Origin of the sequence: Olleya sp. AS48, assembly GCF_038900355.1 — a bacterium.
In the GTDB taxonomy this organism is placed as follows: domain Bacteria; phylum Bacteroidota; class Bacteroidia; order Flavobacteriales; family Flavobacteriaceae; genus Olleya.
In genome coordinates this window covers 263,557-277,607 of record NZ_JBBMRD010000002.1, presented here as the reverse complement: position 1 = coordinate 277,607, position 14,051 = coordinate 263,557, and the positions used below count along the sequence as shown (strand labels likewise).

Below are 14,051 nucleotides of genomic sequence, written 5' to 3'. Positions count from 1 at the left end.
TAGAAATATCCATGGGTAAGTGCGTTAAGGATGGAGTGGTTTGTCTGAGCTCCTCGCAGAGAGCGAGCCACGAGAGCCTGGTTTTTTACACCTATTAAAGGGTGTAAAATAAACGCCCAAAAAAATAGAAACTTTTAATTTTAAAAGGTGTACGGTTTGACTATATTTGTAGTCTAAAATTAAACAAAAAAGTATGTCATTTTCAGATTTATTCGATAGTGGATTTAAAAAGCGTAATGAGGATCATTTTGCTGCAATTGTACGTGTAGCAATGAGTGATGGTGTGATTAGTGAGTCAGAAAAAGCGTTTTTAGATCGTTTAGCACGTAATTTAGATATTAGTGAAGGCGAGTATAAGCAGATATTAATTGATTATAAAGAGCATCCAATTAACCCTCCAACATCTTATGATCAACGTTTAGAGCGTCTGTATGATTTGTCAAGAATGGTTTGGGCTGATCATATTGAAGGTCCTAAGCAAACAGCTGTATTGGAGCGTTTATGTGTTGGTTTAGGTTTTAAATCTAGCAATGCAAAATATATTACGCATAAGGCTTTAGAGCTAGTGCATGAAGGCGTTGATTTAGATACTTTTGCTGAAGAAATTAAAACGATGAACAGATAATCCTGTTTGATAATTATAAAAAAAAGCGAACTTTAAAGTTCGCTTTTTTTTATTTTAAATATTCTTCTATTTTGGTAATTAAGGCGTTTTCGTCAAATGGTTTTTGGATAACATCGTTAATTCCTGCTTTTTTATAGCGTTTTAAATCGTCTTTCATAACACGAGCGGTTAGTGCTATTACTGGGATTTTTTTATGTTCGCGTTCTGGCATTTTTCTAATTAGTTTGGTAATCTCGTCACCATAACTATTAGGTAATTTTATATCCATAAGTATTAGGTCAAACTCAGAGTTTTCTATTCTTGGAATAACGTCTTCTCCTTTTGTTACTATGTCTAAAAAGTAATTACCTCTAGAGGCTAATATTTTTAGTATGGATAATTGAGTAATTTCTGAATCTTCAACTAATAGAATACTGTATTTTTTATTTGATCGTGGTGAAGTTACAGCGTCTTTCTTTTTAGTTTTTAGTTTATGGTTTTTATCTAAGCTAAAATTGATATTGGTAGAAAACGTGCTACCTTCCCCTTCTGTACTGTCTACACTAATTTTGCTATGTGTTAAGCTTACTAAATGCTTGGCAATTGCTAATCCTAATCCTGCACCTTTGTAGGCTTGAGAGTTATTTAATTGTGTAAAACTTGTGAAGACATCTTCTATTTTGTCTTGAGGGATTCCTATTCCTGTATCTATTATTTGGAAGTGTATGCTTGCTTTTTGAGCTCTGATTTGGTTTAAAGACACATTAAAGGTAATAGTACCTTCTTCTGTAAATTTTATAGCGTTTTCTAGAAGGTTGCTTAATACCTGTCTTAATCTTAAAGGGTCACCACCAACAACTGCTGGTAGGTTATCATTAAAATTAGTGATTAACTCTAATCCTTTTTGTTGCGCTTTAATTTCAAAAATACTTTTTATGTCTTCTAGTAATTGTTTAATGTCAAAAGGACTAATAACAAGGTCTAACTTTCCTGCTTCAATTTTAGAGATGTCTAAAATATCTTCTATTAATTGTTTTAGGTAAGTAGATGACGAATCTATTACTTTTAAGTAATTTAATTGCTCGTCACTTAAATGGGTCTTTTTTAAGATATCAGAAAACGTTAAGATTCCTGTTAAAGGGTCTCTTAATTCATGACTAAAGTTTGCAATAAATGCATTTTTAAATGCTTCTTTTTCTTGTAGGTATTCGTTTTTTAACTCTAAAATTTGAGAGTTTATAACAGACTCATTTCTAACCTGAGCTGTTGTTTGGTAATTGTCATAATGCGTAGTAAGATCTAAAACAACTACTAAAGGCGGTTGTTTACCGTCAAAAGTTTTTACAATAATGTCTGTTATTATTGTTTGATTTTCAGGATTTGTTAAATGAATACAAGAAAATACGTGTCTTTGGTTTGGTTCTAGAAGTGTACTATGTATACTTTCAAAAAAAGGATGAATTGTGGAAATGTTTTTTCCAACTACCTTAGTAAATATAACATCGTCAGACTCTAATATTTTACCATCTAAGTCTACAACTATGTATTGATTTGTGGATTGCGAATATTCTTTTTTGTATTGTTCTAGCATTATTTTTTCGCTTGTTAAATTACAGCTTCTGCTAAATTAATAAAAACATCGTCAACGTTAGTCCCAGATTTTGCACTTGTATAAAAATCGACAAAGCGTCCAAAAATGTCTTTATTCTGTTTAATAAACTCGTTAGTAACCAAATCTTTTTTGTTACCAATAACTTTAATTGGTGTTTTTGGGTAACGGTCTTTGATGTAATCTAAATCCGCTTCTATGTTTTGATAGGTTGCAGGTCTAGTCATGTCAAAAACATATAAAAAACCATTAGTACCTATAAGGTATGATGGTCTAGTATTTGTAATGTCATCGTTTCCTTCTAAGTCCCAAATAACAAGTGTTATATCTTTATCTGATTTTGGTATTGATACTTCTTTTTTTAAAATGTGTACACCAATAGTTACTTTGTAGTCTTCTGTAAACGTGTCTTCTACAAATCGTCTTATTAAAGAGGATTTACCAACTCCAAAGTGGCCTATTAAAACTATTTTTTTAGATATTTTCATTGTCAAAGTAATCTTTTAGTTTAGTGTTAAAAATATCACTGTTTTCTAAATCTGTTTTGTTTATAATATTTTGTGCAAAGTCTAGAAGCTTGTCTTCAAGTTTGCTTCTAAAGGTAGCTGTAAATGCACCTGAAATTACAACAGCAATATAATAATTAGAAAAATTTTGAAGATGAATGTGGTAGTTTTCATATTCTATATATTCTAAATTTTGAATTTGAGTTGTAAACGCATCTTGCGCAAAACTTTTTATGGCTGTTAACATACCAGCAACTGTGTCTTGGTCTATTCCTTGGGTTTTTGAGTATTCTGATACAATTAGTCCAGAGCCACTTTCAATAACCATTATTTGCTCTATCTTAGATTTAAATTGATCGTGAATAATTATTTCTCCTTCTGATACTCCTGATTTTTTTGATCTAAATTTTCTTTTTATCGAAGCCCAAGAAAAGGTATTGTTTAAACTTTTGTTTATGTTTTCAGATAGGATTTGTATTTCTTTCTGTACATATTTTTTAATCATTTTACCCATTATTGGGTACAAGGCTTCAACTACTTCGTCCTGAGAGTTTTTAATTTCTTCTTTTAACGTTTGCGTAATCGTTGGTCCTAATGTTTTAGGCATTTCCTTGATAAACGCTTCTAGTTTCTCTTCTAGAATAGGGTCTATATGTTTAGATAAATTATTTTGCTTGTTAATTAAATCTTCAAGTTTTTTAAGCTTTTCTTCAATTGACAAGGCGTACTCATGCTCATCTTTAAGCAAGATGTCCTTAAGAATTTTTAATTTATCTTCTTGGTTCATGCTGAAGTCAATTTGTTATTGACTTATTTTTTCGCCTAATTTGGTAAATAGTTCACCTAAAAGTTTACGATCCACTTTTTTCTCGTTTAAATCGTCAACTTTATCTTCTAAATTGTTTTCTAGCTCTGTGATTCTAATATTAATATCAGTGCTTAGGTTATCAATGTTTTGAAGCAACTCAGACTTGACTTCGTCCATCAAAGCTTCTAATTCTTTTTTCTTAGCAAGGATATCTTTTTTTAGTGTTTCAAACTCACTATCGTAAGCTTGCATGTTTTCACCAAAAATAAGTTGCTTAATCGCATCTATTTTTGAAGTTGCTTCAGAAGATGCTTGCATGTTGTCTTCGTTGATTTTGTCTGTATTTGCCATCAGGATAATTTATGTTTCAAAAGTAGCAAAAAAATAAACACAATGTTAATTAATCAGCGTTTTGCATGAATTCTTCAGCTTTAAGTACCATGTTTTTGCTTCCGCAGAAAAAAGGAACACGTTGGTGTAGTGCTGTTGGCTCAATATCCATAATTCTTTTATAACCATTACTTGCCTTTCCGTTAGCTTGTTCTGCTAAAAAAGCCATAGGATTACATTCATACAATAATCTTAATTTACCGTCTTCATTTTTTGAGCTTTTAGGATACATATAAATACCACCTTTAATCATGTTTCTATGAAAGTCAGAAACCAATGACCCAATGTACCTAGATGTGTAAGGTCTATCTCCTTCTTCCATTTGACAGTATTTAATATAGTTTTTTACACCCTGTGGGAAGTGTGTATAATTACCTTCGTTTACAGAGTATATGTTTCCGTTTTCCGGAAACTGCATATCTGGATGTGATAAATAAAAAGTACCGATTGCTGGATTTAATGTAAATCCATTAACACCATGACCAGTGGTGTATACTAGCATTGTAGATGTACCATAAACCACATAACCTGCAGCAACTTGTTGGTTTCCTGGTTGTAAAAAATCTTCGATAGTTACAGGTGTTCCAACTGGCGTAACACGTCTATAAATTGAAAAAATAGTTCCTACAGACACGTTAACATCAATATTAGAAGAGCCATCCAAAGGGTCAATTAATACAATGTATTTATTTTGATTGTTATCATCTTGACTATTTATTGTAATAAAATCATCTTCTTCTTCACTTGCAATACCACAAACAATATTACGATTTGTAAGGGTTTGGATAAATTTATCATTTGCATAAACATCTAGCTTTTGCTGGTCCTCACCTTGTATGTTTGTATCTCCTGCAGCACCAATAATATCTACTAGTCCAGCTTTGTTAACTTCATGATTTACAACCTTGGCAGCAAGACGTATAGAGTTTATTAATCTAGAGAGTTCTCCAGATGTGTATTTAAACGAAGCTTGGTTTTCAATAATAAATTCTCCTAACGTTTGATTTTTTTTAGACATGTGTTTAGATGTAGTTGTTTGCACAAATATCGTATATTTTAACAATTATAACGTTGTAGTTGTCCATAATTTGGTATTATAAACATTCTTAAACTATATTTGATTAAATTAAAATTTTATGGAGTTTACAATTCGTTTTGCCGAAAAAAGAGATGTTCCGGCTATGCTTGACTTGATAAAAACACTTGCTGTTTTTGAAAAACAACCTGAAGCAGTCATTGTTACAGAAGCAGATTTATTGGAACAAGGTTTTGGAAAACATCCCTTATTTACAACTTTTGTGGCTGAAAAAAATGATGAAGTTGTAGCTATGGCTTTAATATATATCCGTTTTTCTACCTGGAAAGGTAAGACAGTACATTTAGAAGATTTAATTGTTAAAGAAAACTATAGAGGAGAAGGTCTTGGTACTTTACTTCTTGACGAGGTTATCAAATACGGTTATAGTTTAGGTGTTAAACGTATATGTTGGGAAGTTTTAGATTGGAATGAACCTGCAATAAAATTTTATGAAAGTAAAGGAGCCACTTTATTAAAAGATTGGTTTTTAGTACAAATGGATCAATCAAGTATTGAAAATTACATCCAAAAATTATAAATGAGAGTATTTAAATTTGGAGGTGCGTCTGTTAAAGATGCCAAAGGTGTTAAAAATCTAATTTCGGTTTTAGATCAAGTAGGACATGATAATACGTTAATTATTGTGTCTGCAATGGGTAAAACCACTAATGCTTTAGAGCAGGTTATAGGTAACTATTTTGATAACAAACCAGAATTACAGCAAGCTATACAAGCAGTTGTGACTTATCATAATGATATTATATCAGAGCTTTTTGAAAATAAAAATCATCCTGTTTTTGATATTACAAATGCGCTTTTTGAAGAGCTTACCACTTTTTTGAAAACAAATAAATCTCCGGATTATAATTTTGTTTACGATCAAGTGATAGGATTTGGAGAGTTAGTATCTACCACTATAATTAGCCAATTTTTAAACTTAAAAGGATTTACTAATAATTGGATAGATGTTAGACAATTAATTAAAACAGATGACTATTATAGACGCGCAAATGTTAATTGGGACCTGACACAGCAGTTAATTACTAAACATGTTGATACTAGTAAGCTTAATATAACTCAAGGGTTTTTAGGAAGCGATAAAAATAATTTTACAACAACTTTAGGTCGCGAAGGTAGTGATTATACAGCAGCCATTTTGGCTTATTGCCTAAGTGCAGATAGTGTTACCATCTGGAAAGATGTACCAGGTGTTTTAAATGCCGACCCTAGACACTTTAAAAATGCACAATTATTAAACGCCATATCATATACAGAAGCTATTGAGCTGGCTTTTTATGGTGCTTCAGTAATACATCCTAAAACATTACAACCACTGCAACGTAAAGAAATACCGTTGTACGTTAAATCGTTTTTACAACCAAATGAAGATGGAACAATAGTTAGTAAAATTAAAGGAATTGAACCAAAAGTACCCTGTTTTATAGTAAAGCAAAACCAAGTCTTATTATCATTATCTACTTTAGACTTTTCCTATATTGTAGAAGATAATATTAGCGAAATATTTAATTTGCTATCAAAATATAAAATGAAAGTTGATGTTATCCAAAACTCTGCGATTAGTTTTTCTGTTTGTTTTGATAATAATTACAATAATTTAGAACCTTTATTGTTACATTTAAAAGCTAAATTTAAAGTGACATGTAATGATAACGTATCTTTGTACACGATTAGGCATTACAATCAAAAAGCAATTGCCGATTTAGAAGTCGGAAAAACAGTTTTATTAAAACAAATGTTTCAAGAAACACTACAAATAGTAACTAAATAAATCTATTGATTACATTTGTAAACTCTAATATGAATAAAATTAAATGGGATTAGTCACTGCAAAAGAAGTTTCAAAAGCTATAAAACTTGATAAATACGGGTTTTTAGGGACTTTTGTTGGTTGGTTATTAATGAAAGTTTTAAAGATATCTACTTTAAATAAAATCTATAATCGTAATAAACATTTATCACATTTAGAATTTTTAAACGGAATTTTAGATGAATTTCAAATTAAATTTGAAATACCTGAAGAAGATTTAAAGCGTTTACCTAAAGATGGAGCATACATTACAGTTTCTAATCATCCTTTAGGCGGAATTGATGGTATATTACTTTTAAAATTAATGCTAGAACAACGCGAAGATTTTAAAATAATTGCTAACTTTTTATTACATCGTATAGAACCGATGAAGCCATATATAATGCCTGTTAATCCTTTTGAAGACAGAAAAGATGCAAAATCTAGCATAGCAGGTTTTAAAAGCGCAATTTCACACTTACGCGATGGTCACCCATTAGGTATATTTCCTGCTGGAGAAGTGTCTACTTACAGAGACGGTAAATTGGTAGTAGATAGACCATGGGAAGAAGCAGCTATGAAGTTAGTACAAAAAGCGAAAGTACCTGTAGTACCAATATACTTTCATGCTAATAATAGTAAGTTGTTTTATAAGCTATCTAAAATTAGCGATATTTTTAGAACCGCAAAATTACCATCAGAGTTGTTGACTCAAAAAAGACGAGTGATAAAGGTTAGAATAGGAAAGCCAATCTCTGTGAACGATCAAGCCGAGCATGAGTCGCTTTCAGATTTTTCTGAATTTATAAGAAGAAAAACCTATATGCTATCCAATGCATTTGAACCAAAAGAAAAAATAATAGATACCATTTCCTCTAGCTTAAAATCTCCAAAATCTGTAAAAGCACCTAAACAAATTGTGACACCTGTTAGTCAGCAGGCTATGATTACTGAGGTTGATGCTTTAAGACAGCAGGATTGCAAATTGTTAACTAGTAAAAATTACGAAGTCTTTTTGGCTACTGCCGAAAACATGCCAAACCTGCTTCGTGAAATTGGTCGTTTAAGAGAAATAACTTTTAGAGAAGTAGGAGAAGGAACAAACGAACCTATAGATCTAGATCAATTTGATAACTATTACCACCATTTATTTTTGTGGGATAGTGAGGCTAATGTTTTAGCAGGAGCCTACAGGATGGGATTAGGATCTCAGATTTTTGCCAACTATGGTATTAACGGATTCTATTTACAAGATTTATTTGGTTTTGAACCGGAATTATATAAAATGATGAGTGAGTCTATTGAAATGGGACGAGCTTTTATTATTAAAGAGTATCAGCAAAAACCAATGCCTTTATTTTTATTATGGAAAGGTATTGTACACACTACGTTACGTCATCCTGAGCATAAGTTTTTAATTGGTGGTGTTAGTATCAGTAATCAGTTTTCAGAATTTTCTAAATCGTTAATGATTGAGTTTATGAAGTCTCATTATTACGATCCTTATGTAGCTCAATATGTACATCCTAAAAAAGAATTTAAAGTAAAACTTAAAGATGCAGATAAGGACTTTGTATTTGATGCAACAGAAGCTGACTTAAACAAGTTTGATAAAATTATAGACGAGATTGAACCAGGAGCATTAAGGCTTCCTGTACTACTTAAAAAGTACATCAAACAAAATGCACGTTTAGTGGCTTTTAATGTTGATCCACTATTTAATAATGCAGTAGATGGTTTAATGTATATTAAAATTGAGGATTTACCAGAAAGTACAGTAAGACCTGTTATGGAAGAGTTTCAAGCAGAATTAGAGCGTAAAGTTACTGAGCAAAATGAGTAACAGAATAGTAATCTTTATTGCTTTTTTTGTTAGCACATTAACATTTGCGCAAACCTATTCTGGTACTGTCCAAGACGCAGATACAAATCAACTGTTATCTAATGTTACCGTTTATTTTGATGGCACAACCATTGGAGTAATCACAGATCTTGATGGTAATTTTTCTATCACAACACAAAAAACTATAAACGCGCCATTAGTAATTAGTTATATTGGGTACGAGACGTTAATAATTGATAAAAAAACACTTCAAAATAATCCTATAATAAAGCTTAAACCTCAAGCTACAGATTTGGACGAGATAGTCTTAACTGATGATGACTGGTCAAGAGAAAAAAAAATAGGATATTTTAAACGAGAGTTTTTAGGACAGTCAATCCATAGTGAAGATTGTAAGATCAAAAACCTAGATGACATTAGATTTAGATATAGTAAAGTAGATCAAACTATGTACGCTATTGCAGATCAACCCATAGTTGTAATCAATAAGTATTTAGGTTATAAAGTCGAGTATAACTTAGTTGATTTTGAAATCATGTTCCATACATCAGCAGCAGGATTTGATTATGTTAAAGAAGTATTTTACAGTGGGACTAGTATTTTTACCGAATTAAATACAAAAGTAAAGAAACGTTATCTCAAAAATCGAAGCTTTGTTTACAAGACCTCATTACTATATTTTATGAGAAGTCTAGCAGCAAGTAATCTTAGGGAAAATGGATTTAAGTTATTTAAAAAGGAGGATGAAGCGTCGTCCGATCCATTATTTGAAACTATTCAAGATGCGGTTTTTAAAACTGAAAAAACAGAACATAATACTACAAAAGTCTCCTTTTTAGGCACTAACAAAGTCGTTGTTAGTTTTGACAACTTAGAGCAAGCCTTTTTATTGCCAAACTCAAAAGATCTGACTTTTTATATAGACAGCTTTGGTATACACTTTCCTATTAACAATGTTTTGTTTGGAGGTCTGTTTGGACAAGATAGATTGGTAAATATGTTACCATCTGATTATAATTTACAATAACTATTACTTATTGCAATTTACCTGAGTTTTTACAAAAAAGTCATTGACAACACGTCTACTTTCGTTTAATTGATCTAAATCAATCGTGTAAAATAGGTTTTTCCCTTTTACTTTTTGTTTAAGTAAACCAATTTTTCTAATCTCGCCAAGATGTTGAGAGATAGTTGGTTGTGACAATCCAGTGCTTTCCACAAGCGCATTGCAATTGCAGTCTTTGTTTTCGCTTATGTACTGTATCATGGCTATTCTAGCAGGATGACCCAAGACTTTAGTAATACTTGCTACTTGATTTTGCGATGTATTAAATAGCTGTTTTTTTGAAAAACCCATAGTTATTATATGATTAATATAAGTATAAAAGTTATATTGCAATATCACAATGATAAATTTAATTAAAAAACCAAAATCAAGCAAGACTTTGGTTTTAAATTTCTAATCTTTTTGTTATTTACCAAATAAACGTTGGAAAAAAGACTTCGTTTTTTTAGTAGTTTCTTCAATAACTTCTTTAGCATCTTCAGCTAAATCTTCTAATTTATCGCCAGCTTCGTCTGCAAATTTAGAGGCCTTCTCTTTGGCGTCATCTAGCATTTCTTTAGCATCTTCATTTATAAATTCGGTTGCTTTTGCTTTAGCCTTTTGATACGTTTCTTTAGCATCATCAGATAGCTCGTCAAATTTTTCTCCTGCCTCTTTGGCTATTTTAGATGCTTTGTCTTTAGCATCGTCCATAAACTCTTTAGCATCTTCGTTTATAAACTCGGTAGCTTTAGCTTTTGCTTTTTCAAACGTTTCTTTAGCATCCTCTTTAAGATCTTCAAACTTAGACTCTGCTTTATCAACAACTTCTGATGTCTTTTCTTTAACAGCTTCTAGGGTTTCTTCGGATGTTTCTTTGACGTCTTCAGTTACATTATTTGCAGTGTCTTCTAAACTGTTTAAAGTTTTCTCTGCTTCACTTTCAATATTTTTGTGCTCTTCGTTCATGATTTATAGATGTTATTTTTCTGAAAGCTAATATATTACAATAATAAATGATTATTCTAAAAATGTTTTATCTATAGGTTCCCAAAGTTCAATTTTATTACCATCATTATCTAAAATCCAACCAAATTTTCCATAGCTATATTCTTCAATTTCTCCAAGTACAGTAACGCCTTCTTCTTTCAAAACAGTTATTAATTCTGTTAAGTTTTCTACACGATAATTAAACATAAAGTCTTTTTTTGAAGGTTCAAAATGCTTACTGTCTTCTTTAAATGGACTCCATTGTGTGGAGCAGTCATTACCATCTTTGTCTTTCCACCAAAAGGTTGAACCATAATCATCTGTATTAAAGCCTAAATGCTTTTGGTACCAATCCTTTGATGCTTTTGGGTCTTTGGTTTTAAAAAATAGACCTCCAATTCCTGTGACGCGTTTTTTCATTTTTTTAATTTTAATACAGATTCATAAATTGTTATCCATTCCTGAACACTCATTTTACCTAATAACTCCTCAATTAAATCATAAGGGATGTCATCCATTTTTTTAAATCTGATACAACTTTTACCCATGTCTAATTTGTATTTACAATGTTTTGGGTATTCTGTAACAAACCAATCGTATAATTCCTTTTTTGCATATAAACCAGAATGATATATTGCTATAAAGTTTTTTTGAGAAGCTACATTAATAAAAGGTAAAGGCGGAAACGGTTTGCAATGGTAACCAGCTGGATATATAGATTTTGGTACATAATAAGCCAACATACTATAACCCATGCCTGCTTCTAAACCTTTTGGCATGTGTTGTATTATTAAATTATGCAGTTTAGTAATAGGTGCTTTTCTTTCTTCTGGAAGTTGATTGATGTAGTCTTCTGGTGTTTTTGCGGTTGAGGTCATTAGGTTTAATTTTATTTTTAGAGAATTAGCTAAACTGTGATTTAATTTTATCTACTATTGTTTGTGCTAGTTTTTCTTTACTTTCTAGGGTCCATCCAGCTACGTGTGGAGATAAAATAACATTAGATGCTTTTATTAAATATTTGAAGGCTTCTGGCATTTTATTATCCGTAAAAAGGTTTTCGAAGGATGATTTTTCATATTCTAAAACATCTAAACCTGCACCTAATATTTTTCCCGTTTTTAGGGCATTAACTAAATCTGAAGTTACTACACTTTTGCCTCTTGCTGTATTTATTAACCAAAAGTCTTTTTTAAAACCGTTAATAAATTTAGCATCAATCATATTAATGGTGGATGGTGTCTCTGGAGTATGTAAACTTAATATGTCTGCTTGGTCTTGTAACTCAGATAAAGGTACTTGTGTAGCGTTAGCATCTGCTACATTTGGTTTAAGGTCATAACATAATACCTTAACGTCAAAGCCACGTAGTTTTTTTGCAAAGGCTTTTCCCATATTACCGTAACCAATTAAGCCAACGGTTTTACCATCTAGTTCTAATCCACGATTATCTTCACGCAACCATTTGCCTTCTCTAACTTCTTTATCACCTTTATTGAGTTTATTAAATAGACTTAATAGCATGGCTAAACTATGTTCTCCTACAGCATTACGATTACCTTCTGGAGCTGCAATTAAAGCGATGCCTTTACTTTGTGCGTAGTCACAATCTATGTTTTCTAGACCTGCACCAACACGTCCTATAAATTTAAGATTGGTTGCTGCATCTAAAAAAGTTTTGTCAATACTAAATCGGCTTCGTATTATAAAACCGTCATATTGGTTTATTTTTTGTTGGATGTCTATTTTGGAAGAGGTATAATCTTCGTGATTTGTAAAGCCTAAATCGTTAAGCTGATTGATTAGCAATGGATGGTTGGCGTCTAGGTGTAATATTTTCATTTATTAGAGACTGTCTATTGTGTTAAACAATTTTAATAAAAGTAATGTTTTTATGCGTTAGTGGTAGTAGTGGCATCCTTTTTTTTGCTGCCATATATGGCAAAAAAAAGATATAACGGATGACACGACCTTTAGGTAACGCCCAAATTATTTAAAATCCTAAGATTGATTTTGCAATAAGAAAATATAGTAATATACCAAATACATCATTACTGGTTGTAATAAATGGTCCTGTTGCAACAGCTGGATCAATACCTCTTTTATCTAAAAATATTGGAATAAAGGTTCCTATTAATGCTGCCATAATTATAACTGCAACTAATGCTATTGCTATAGTTATTGATATTATATATGGTGTTTTAAATGCAAAATGTGTTACTGCTATGGCTACTAATGCTAGTGCTAAACCGTTAACTAATCCTAAGATAGACTCTTTAAACAGTCGTTTTATTATGTTACCATCTATACTGTTGTTGGCTAATCCTTGTACTACAATTGCAGAGGATTGTACTCCAACATTACCAGCTGTTGCTTGTATTAGTGGGACAAAACTTAGTAGGATTATAAACTCACCCATGGAGCCATTAAATCCTTCGATTATACTGGCTGCACCAAGTCCACCAAACATACCAATTAGTAACCATGGTAATCGTGCTTTGGTTAATTTAAGGATGCTATCATCTGCTTCTACATCTTGCGATATACCTGCTGCCATTTGATAATCTTTGTCTGCTTCTTCACGAATAACATCAACGATATCATCAATAGTAATACGACCTAATAGTGTTTTGTTTTGATCAACAACAGGAATCGCTTCTAGGTCATACTTTTGCATGATTTTTGCGACTTCCTCTACGTCTTCTTCTACGTACACATAGTCCACATTGCTGTTGGCTAATTCTGCTATTTTTTGATCACTTTTTGCTGTTAATAGGTCTTTTAAAGATAGTCGACCTAACAGTTTTTCTTGTTTGTCTACAACGTAAATAGAGTGTACGCGACTGACGTGTTGTGCTTGACCACGAATACGACGCAGACAGCCTGCAACTGTCCAAGTTTCGTAAACCTTGACAAGCTCTTTTGCCATTAAACCACCTGCTGTATCCTCGTCGTATGCTAATAGTTCTTGGATTTCGGCTTTGTGCTCTTGGTCTTCTATTTGAGATATTACTTCTGCTTGACGTTCTTCTGGAAGCTCTGCAATAATATCTGCAGCATCATCTGTGTCAAGTTCTTCTATTTCTTCTGCAATTTCTTTAGCAGATAGATTTTTTAAAACCTTTTCACGATTGTCCTCATCTAATTCCATTAGGACATCAGATGTGGTCTCAGAGTCTAGAAGCTTGATAACATACATAGCCTCGTCTAGATTTACTTCATCTAAGATTTCGGCAATATCTGCATAGTGAAACTCCTCTAAAAGCGTTTTAAGTGCTTTATCGTTTTTTTGTTCGATAAGTAACTCTACTTGCTCAATAAGTGCGTCTGTAAGCTGAAATTGTATGTTTTGATTGTCTTCCACCAAATAA

General features: G+C 31.8%; 16 protein-coding genes. 5 read left to right on the top strand and 11 right to left on the bottom strand.

Going from position 1 to position 14,051, the window contains the following annotated elements:
* Window positions 1–193 precede the first annotated feature (193 nt).
* Window positions 194–625, top strand: a complete 432-nt coding sequence (locus WNY60_RS04305; protein ID WP_145005756.1) for a TerB family tellurite resistance protein — start codon at window positions 194–196, stop codon at window positions 623–625.
* Window positions 626–674: 49 nt separating this feature from the next.
* Here WNY60_RS04305 and WNY60_RS04300 read toward each other — a convergent pair whose 3' ends face one another.
* Genes WNY60_RS04300 through fbp form a run of 5 tightly spaced genes read right to left on the bottom strand, consistent with a single transcriptional unit; the run spans window position 675 to window position 4,935 of the window.
* Window positions 675–2,195 carry an ATP-binding protein gene (locus WNY60_RS04300; RefSeq protein WP_342861605.1) on the bottom strand — a complete coding sequence of 507 codons (1,521 nt, stop codon included), beginning with the start codon at window positions 2,193–2,195 and terminating at the stop codon, window positions 675–677.
* A 14-nt stretch (window positions 2,196–2,209) separates the two neighbouring features.
* Window positions 2,210–2,701 (bottom strand): Rab family GTPase, encoded by a 492-nt coding sequence (locus tag WNY60_RS04295; protein ID WP_145005762.1) that lies wholly within the window; start codon window positions 2,699–2,701, stop codon window positions 2,210–2,212.
* Window positions 2,688–3,506, bottom strand: a complete 819-nt coding sequence (locus WNY60_RS04290) for a cell envelope biogenesis protein OmpA (protein WP_339808045.1) — start codon at window positions 3,504–3,506, stop codon at window positions 2,688–2,690. Before WNY60_RS04290 ends, WNY60_RS04295 begins: the two co-directional genes overlap by 14 nt.
* A 15-nt stretch (window positions 3,507–3,521) precedes the next feature.
* A complete protein-coding gene (locus WNY60_RS04285; protein ID WP_145005768.1) occupies window positions 3,522–3,878 on the bottom strand; it encodes a fructose 1,6-bisphosphatase in 357 nt (118 codons plus the stop codon).
* Window positions 3,879–3,927: 49 nt separating this feature from the next.
* Entirely contained in the window at window positions 3,928–4,935 is a 1,008-nt protein-coding gene (gene fbp / locus WNY60_RS04280; RefSeq protein ID WP_342861604.1) for a class 1 fructose-bisphosphatase, read from the bottom strand.
* A 118-nt stretch (window positions 4,936–5,053) separates the two neighbouring features.
* Between fbp and WNY60_RS04275 the strand changes: the two genes are divergently transcribed.
* The 4 genes from WNY60_RS04275 to WNY60_RS04260 are packed head-to-tail and all read left to right on the top strand — an operon-like array spanning window position 5,054 to window position 9,672.
* Window positions 5,054–5,533, top strand: a complete 480-nt coding sequence (locus tag WNY60_RS04275) for a GNAT family N-acetyltransferase (protein WP_145005774.1) — start codon at window positions 5,054–5,056, stop codon at window positions 5,531–5,533.
* Window positions 5,534–6,784: an aspartate kinase gene (locus WNY60_RS04270; protein WP_339808043.1), complete on the top strand. Its 1,251-nt coding sequence runs from the start codon at window positions 5,534–5,536 to the stop codon at window positions 6,782–6,784.
* 43 nt (window positions 6,785–6,827) lie between these two features.
* The gene (locus tag WNY60_RS04265) at window positions 6,828–8,645 is read left to right on the top strand and encodes a lysophospholipid acyltransferase family protein (protein ID WP_145005780.1); all 1,818 of its coding nucleotides are present in this window, start codon (window positions 6,828–6,830) and stop codon (window positions 8,643–8,645) included.
* Window positions 8,638–9,672: a carboxypeptidase-like regulatory domain-containing protein gene (locus WNY60_RS04260; protein ID WP_145005783.1), complete on the top strand. Its 1,035-nt coding sequence runs from the start codon at window positions 8,638–8,640 to the stop codon at window positions 9,670–9,672. Before WNY60_RS04265 ends, WNY60_RS04260 begins: the two co-directional genes overlap by 8 nt.
* A 3-nt stretch (window positions 9,673–9,675) precedes the next feature.
* On the opposite strand, the gene WNY60_RS04255 is transcribed toward WNY60_RS04260, so the two are convergent.
* The 6 genes from WNY60_RS04255 to mgtE form a co-directional block, all read right to left on the bottom strand.
* Window positions 9,676–10,002 (bottom strand): metalloregulator ArsR/SmtB family transcription factor, encoded by a 327-nt coding sequence (locus WNY60_RS04255; protein WP_145005786.1) that lies wholly within the window; start codon window positions 10,000–10,002, stop codon window positions 9,676–9,678.
* Between the two features lie 114 nt (window positions 10,003–10,116).
* Complete coding sequence (locus WNY60_RS04250; RefSeq protein ID WP_342861603.1) at window positions 10,117–10,659, bottom strand: hypothetical protein; 543 nt, start codon at window positions 10,657–10,659, stop codon at window positions 10,117–10,119.
* A 51-nt stretch (window positions 10,660–10,710) separates the two neighbouring features.
* Window positions 10,711–11,100 carry a VOC family protein gene (locus tag WNY60_RS04245; RefSeq protein ID WP_028284167.1) on the bottom strand — a complete coding sequence of 130 codons (390 nt, stop codon included), beginning with the start codon at window positions 11,098–11,100 and terminating at the stop codon, window positions 10,711–10,713.
* Complete coding sequence (locus tag WNY60_RS04240; protein WP_342861602.1) at window positions 11,097–11,558, bottom strand: DUF1801 domain-containing protein; 462 nt, start codon at window positions 11,556–11,558, stop codon at window positions 11,097–11,099. The genes WNY60_RS04245 and WNY60_RS04240 overlap by 4 nt, the downstream gene beginning before the upstream one ends.
* Before the next feature lie 25 nt (window positions 11,559–11,583).
* On the bottom strand, window positions 11,584–12,522 hold the full coding sequence (locus WNY60_RS04235) for a 2-hydroxyacid dehydrogenase (RefSeq protein WP_339808036.1): 939 nt from the start codon (window positions 12,520–12,522) through the stop codon (window positions 11,584–11,586).
* A gap of 151 nt (window positions 12,523–12,673) precedes the next feature.
* The gene (gene mgtE / locus WNY60_RS04230) at window positions 12,674–14,047 is read right to left on the bottom strand and encodes a magnesium transporter (protein ID WP_339808035.1); all 1,374 of its coding nucleotides are present in this window, start codon (window positions 14,045–14,047) and stop codon (window positions 12,674–12,676) included.
* Between the last annotated feature and the right edge of the window lie 4 nt (window positions 14,048–14,051).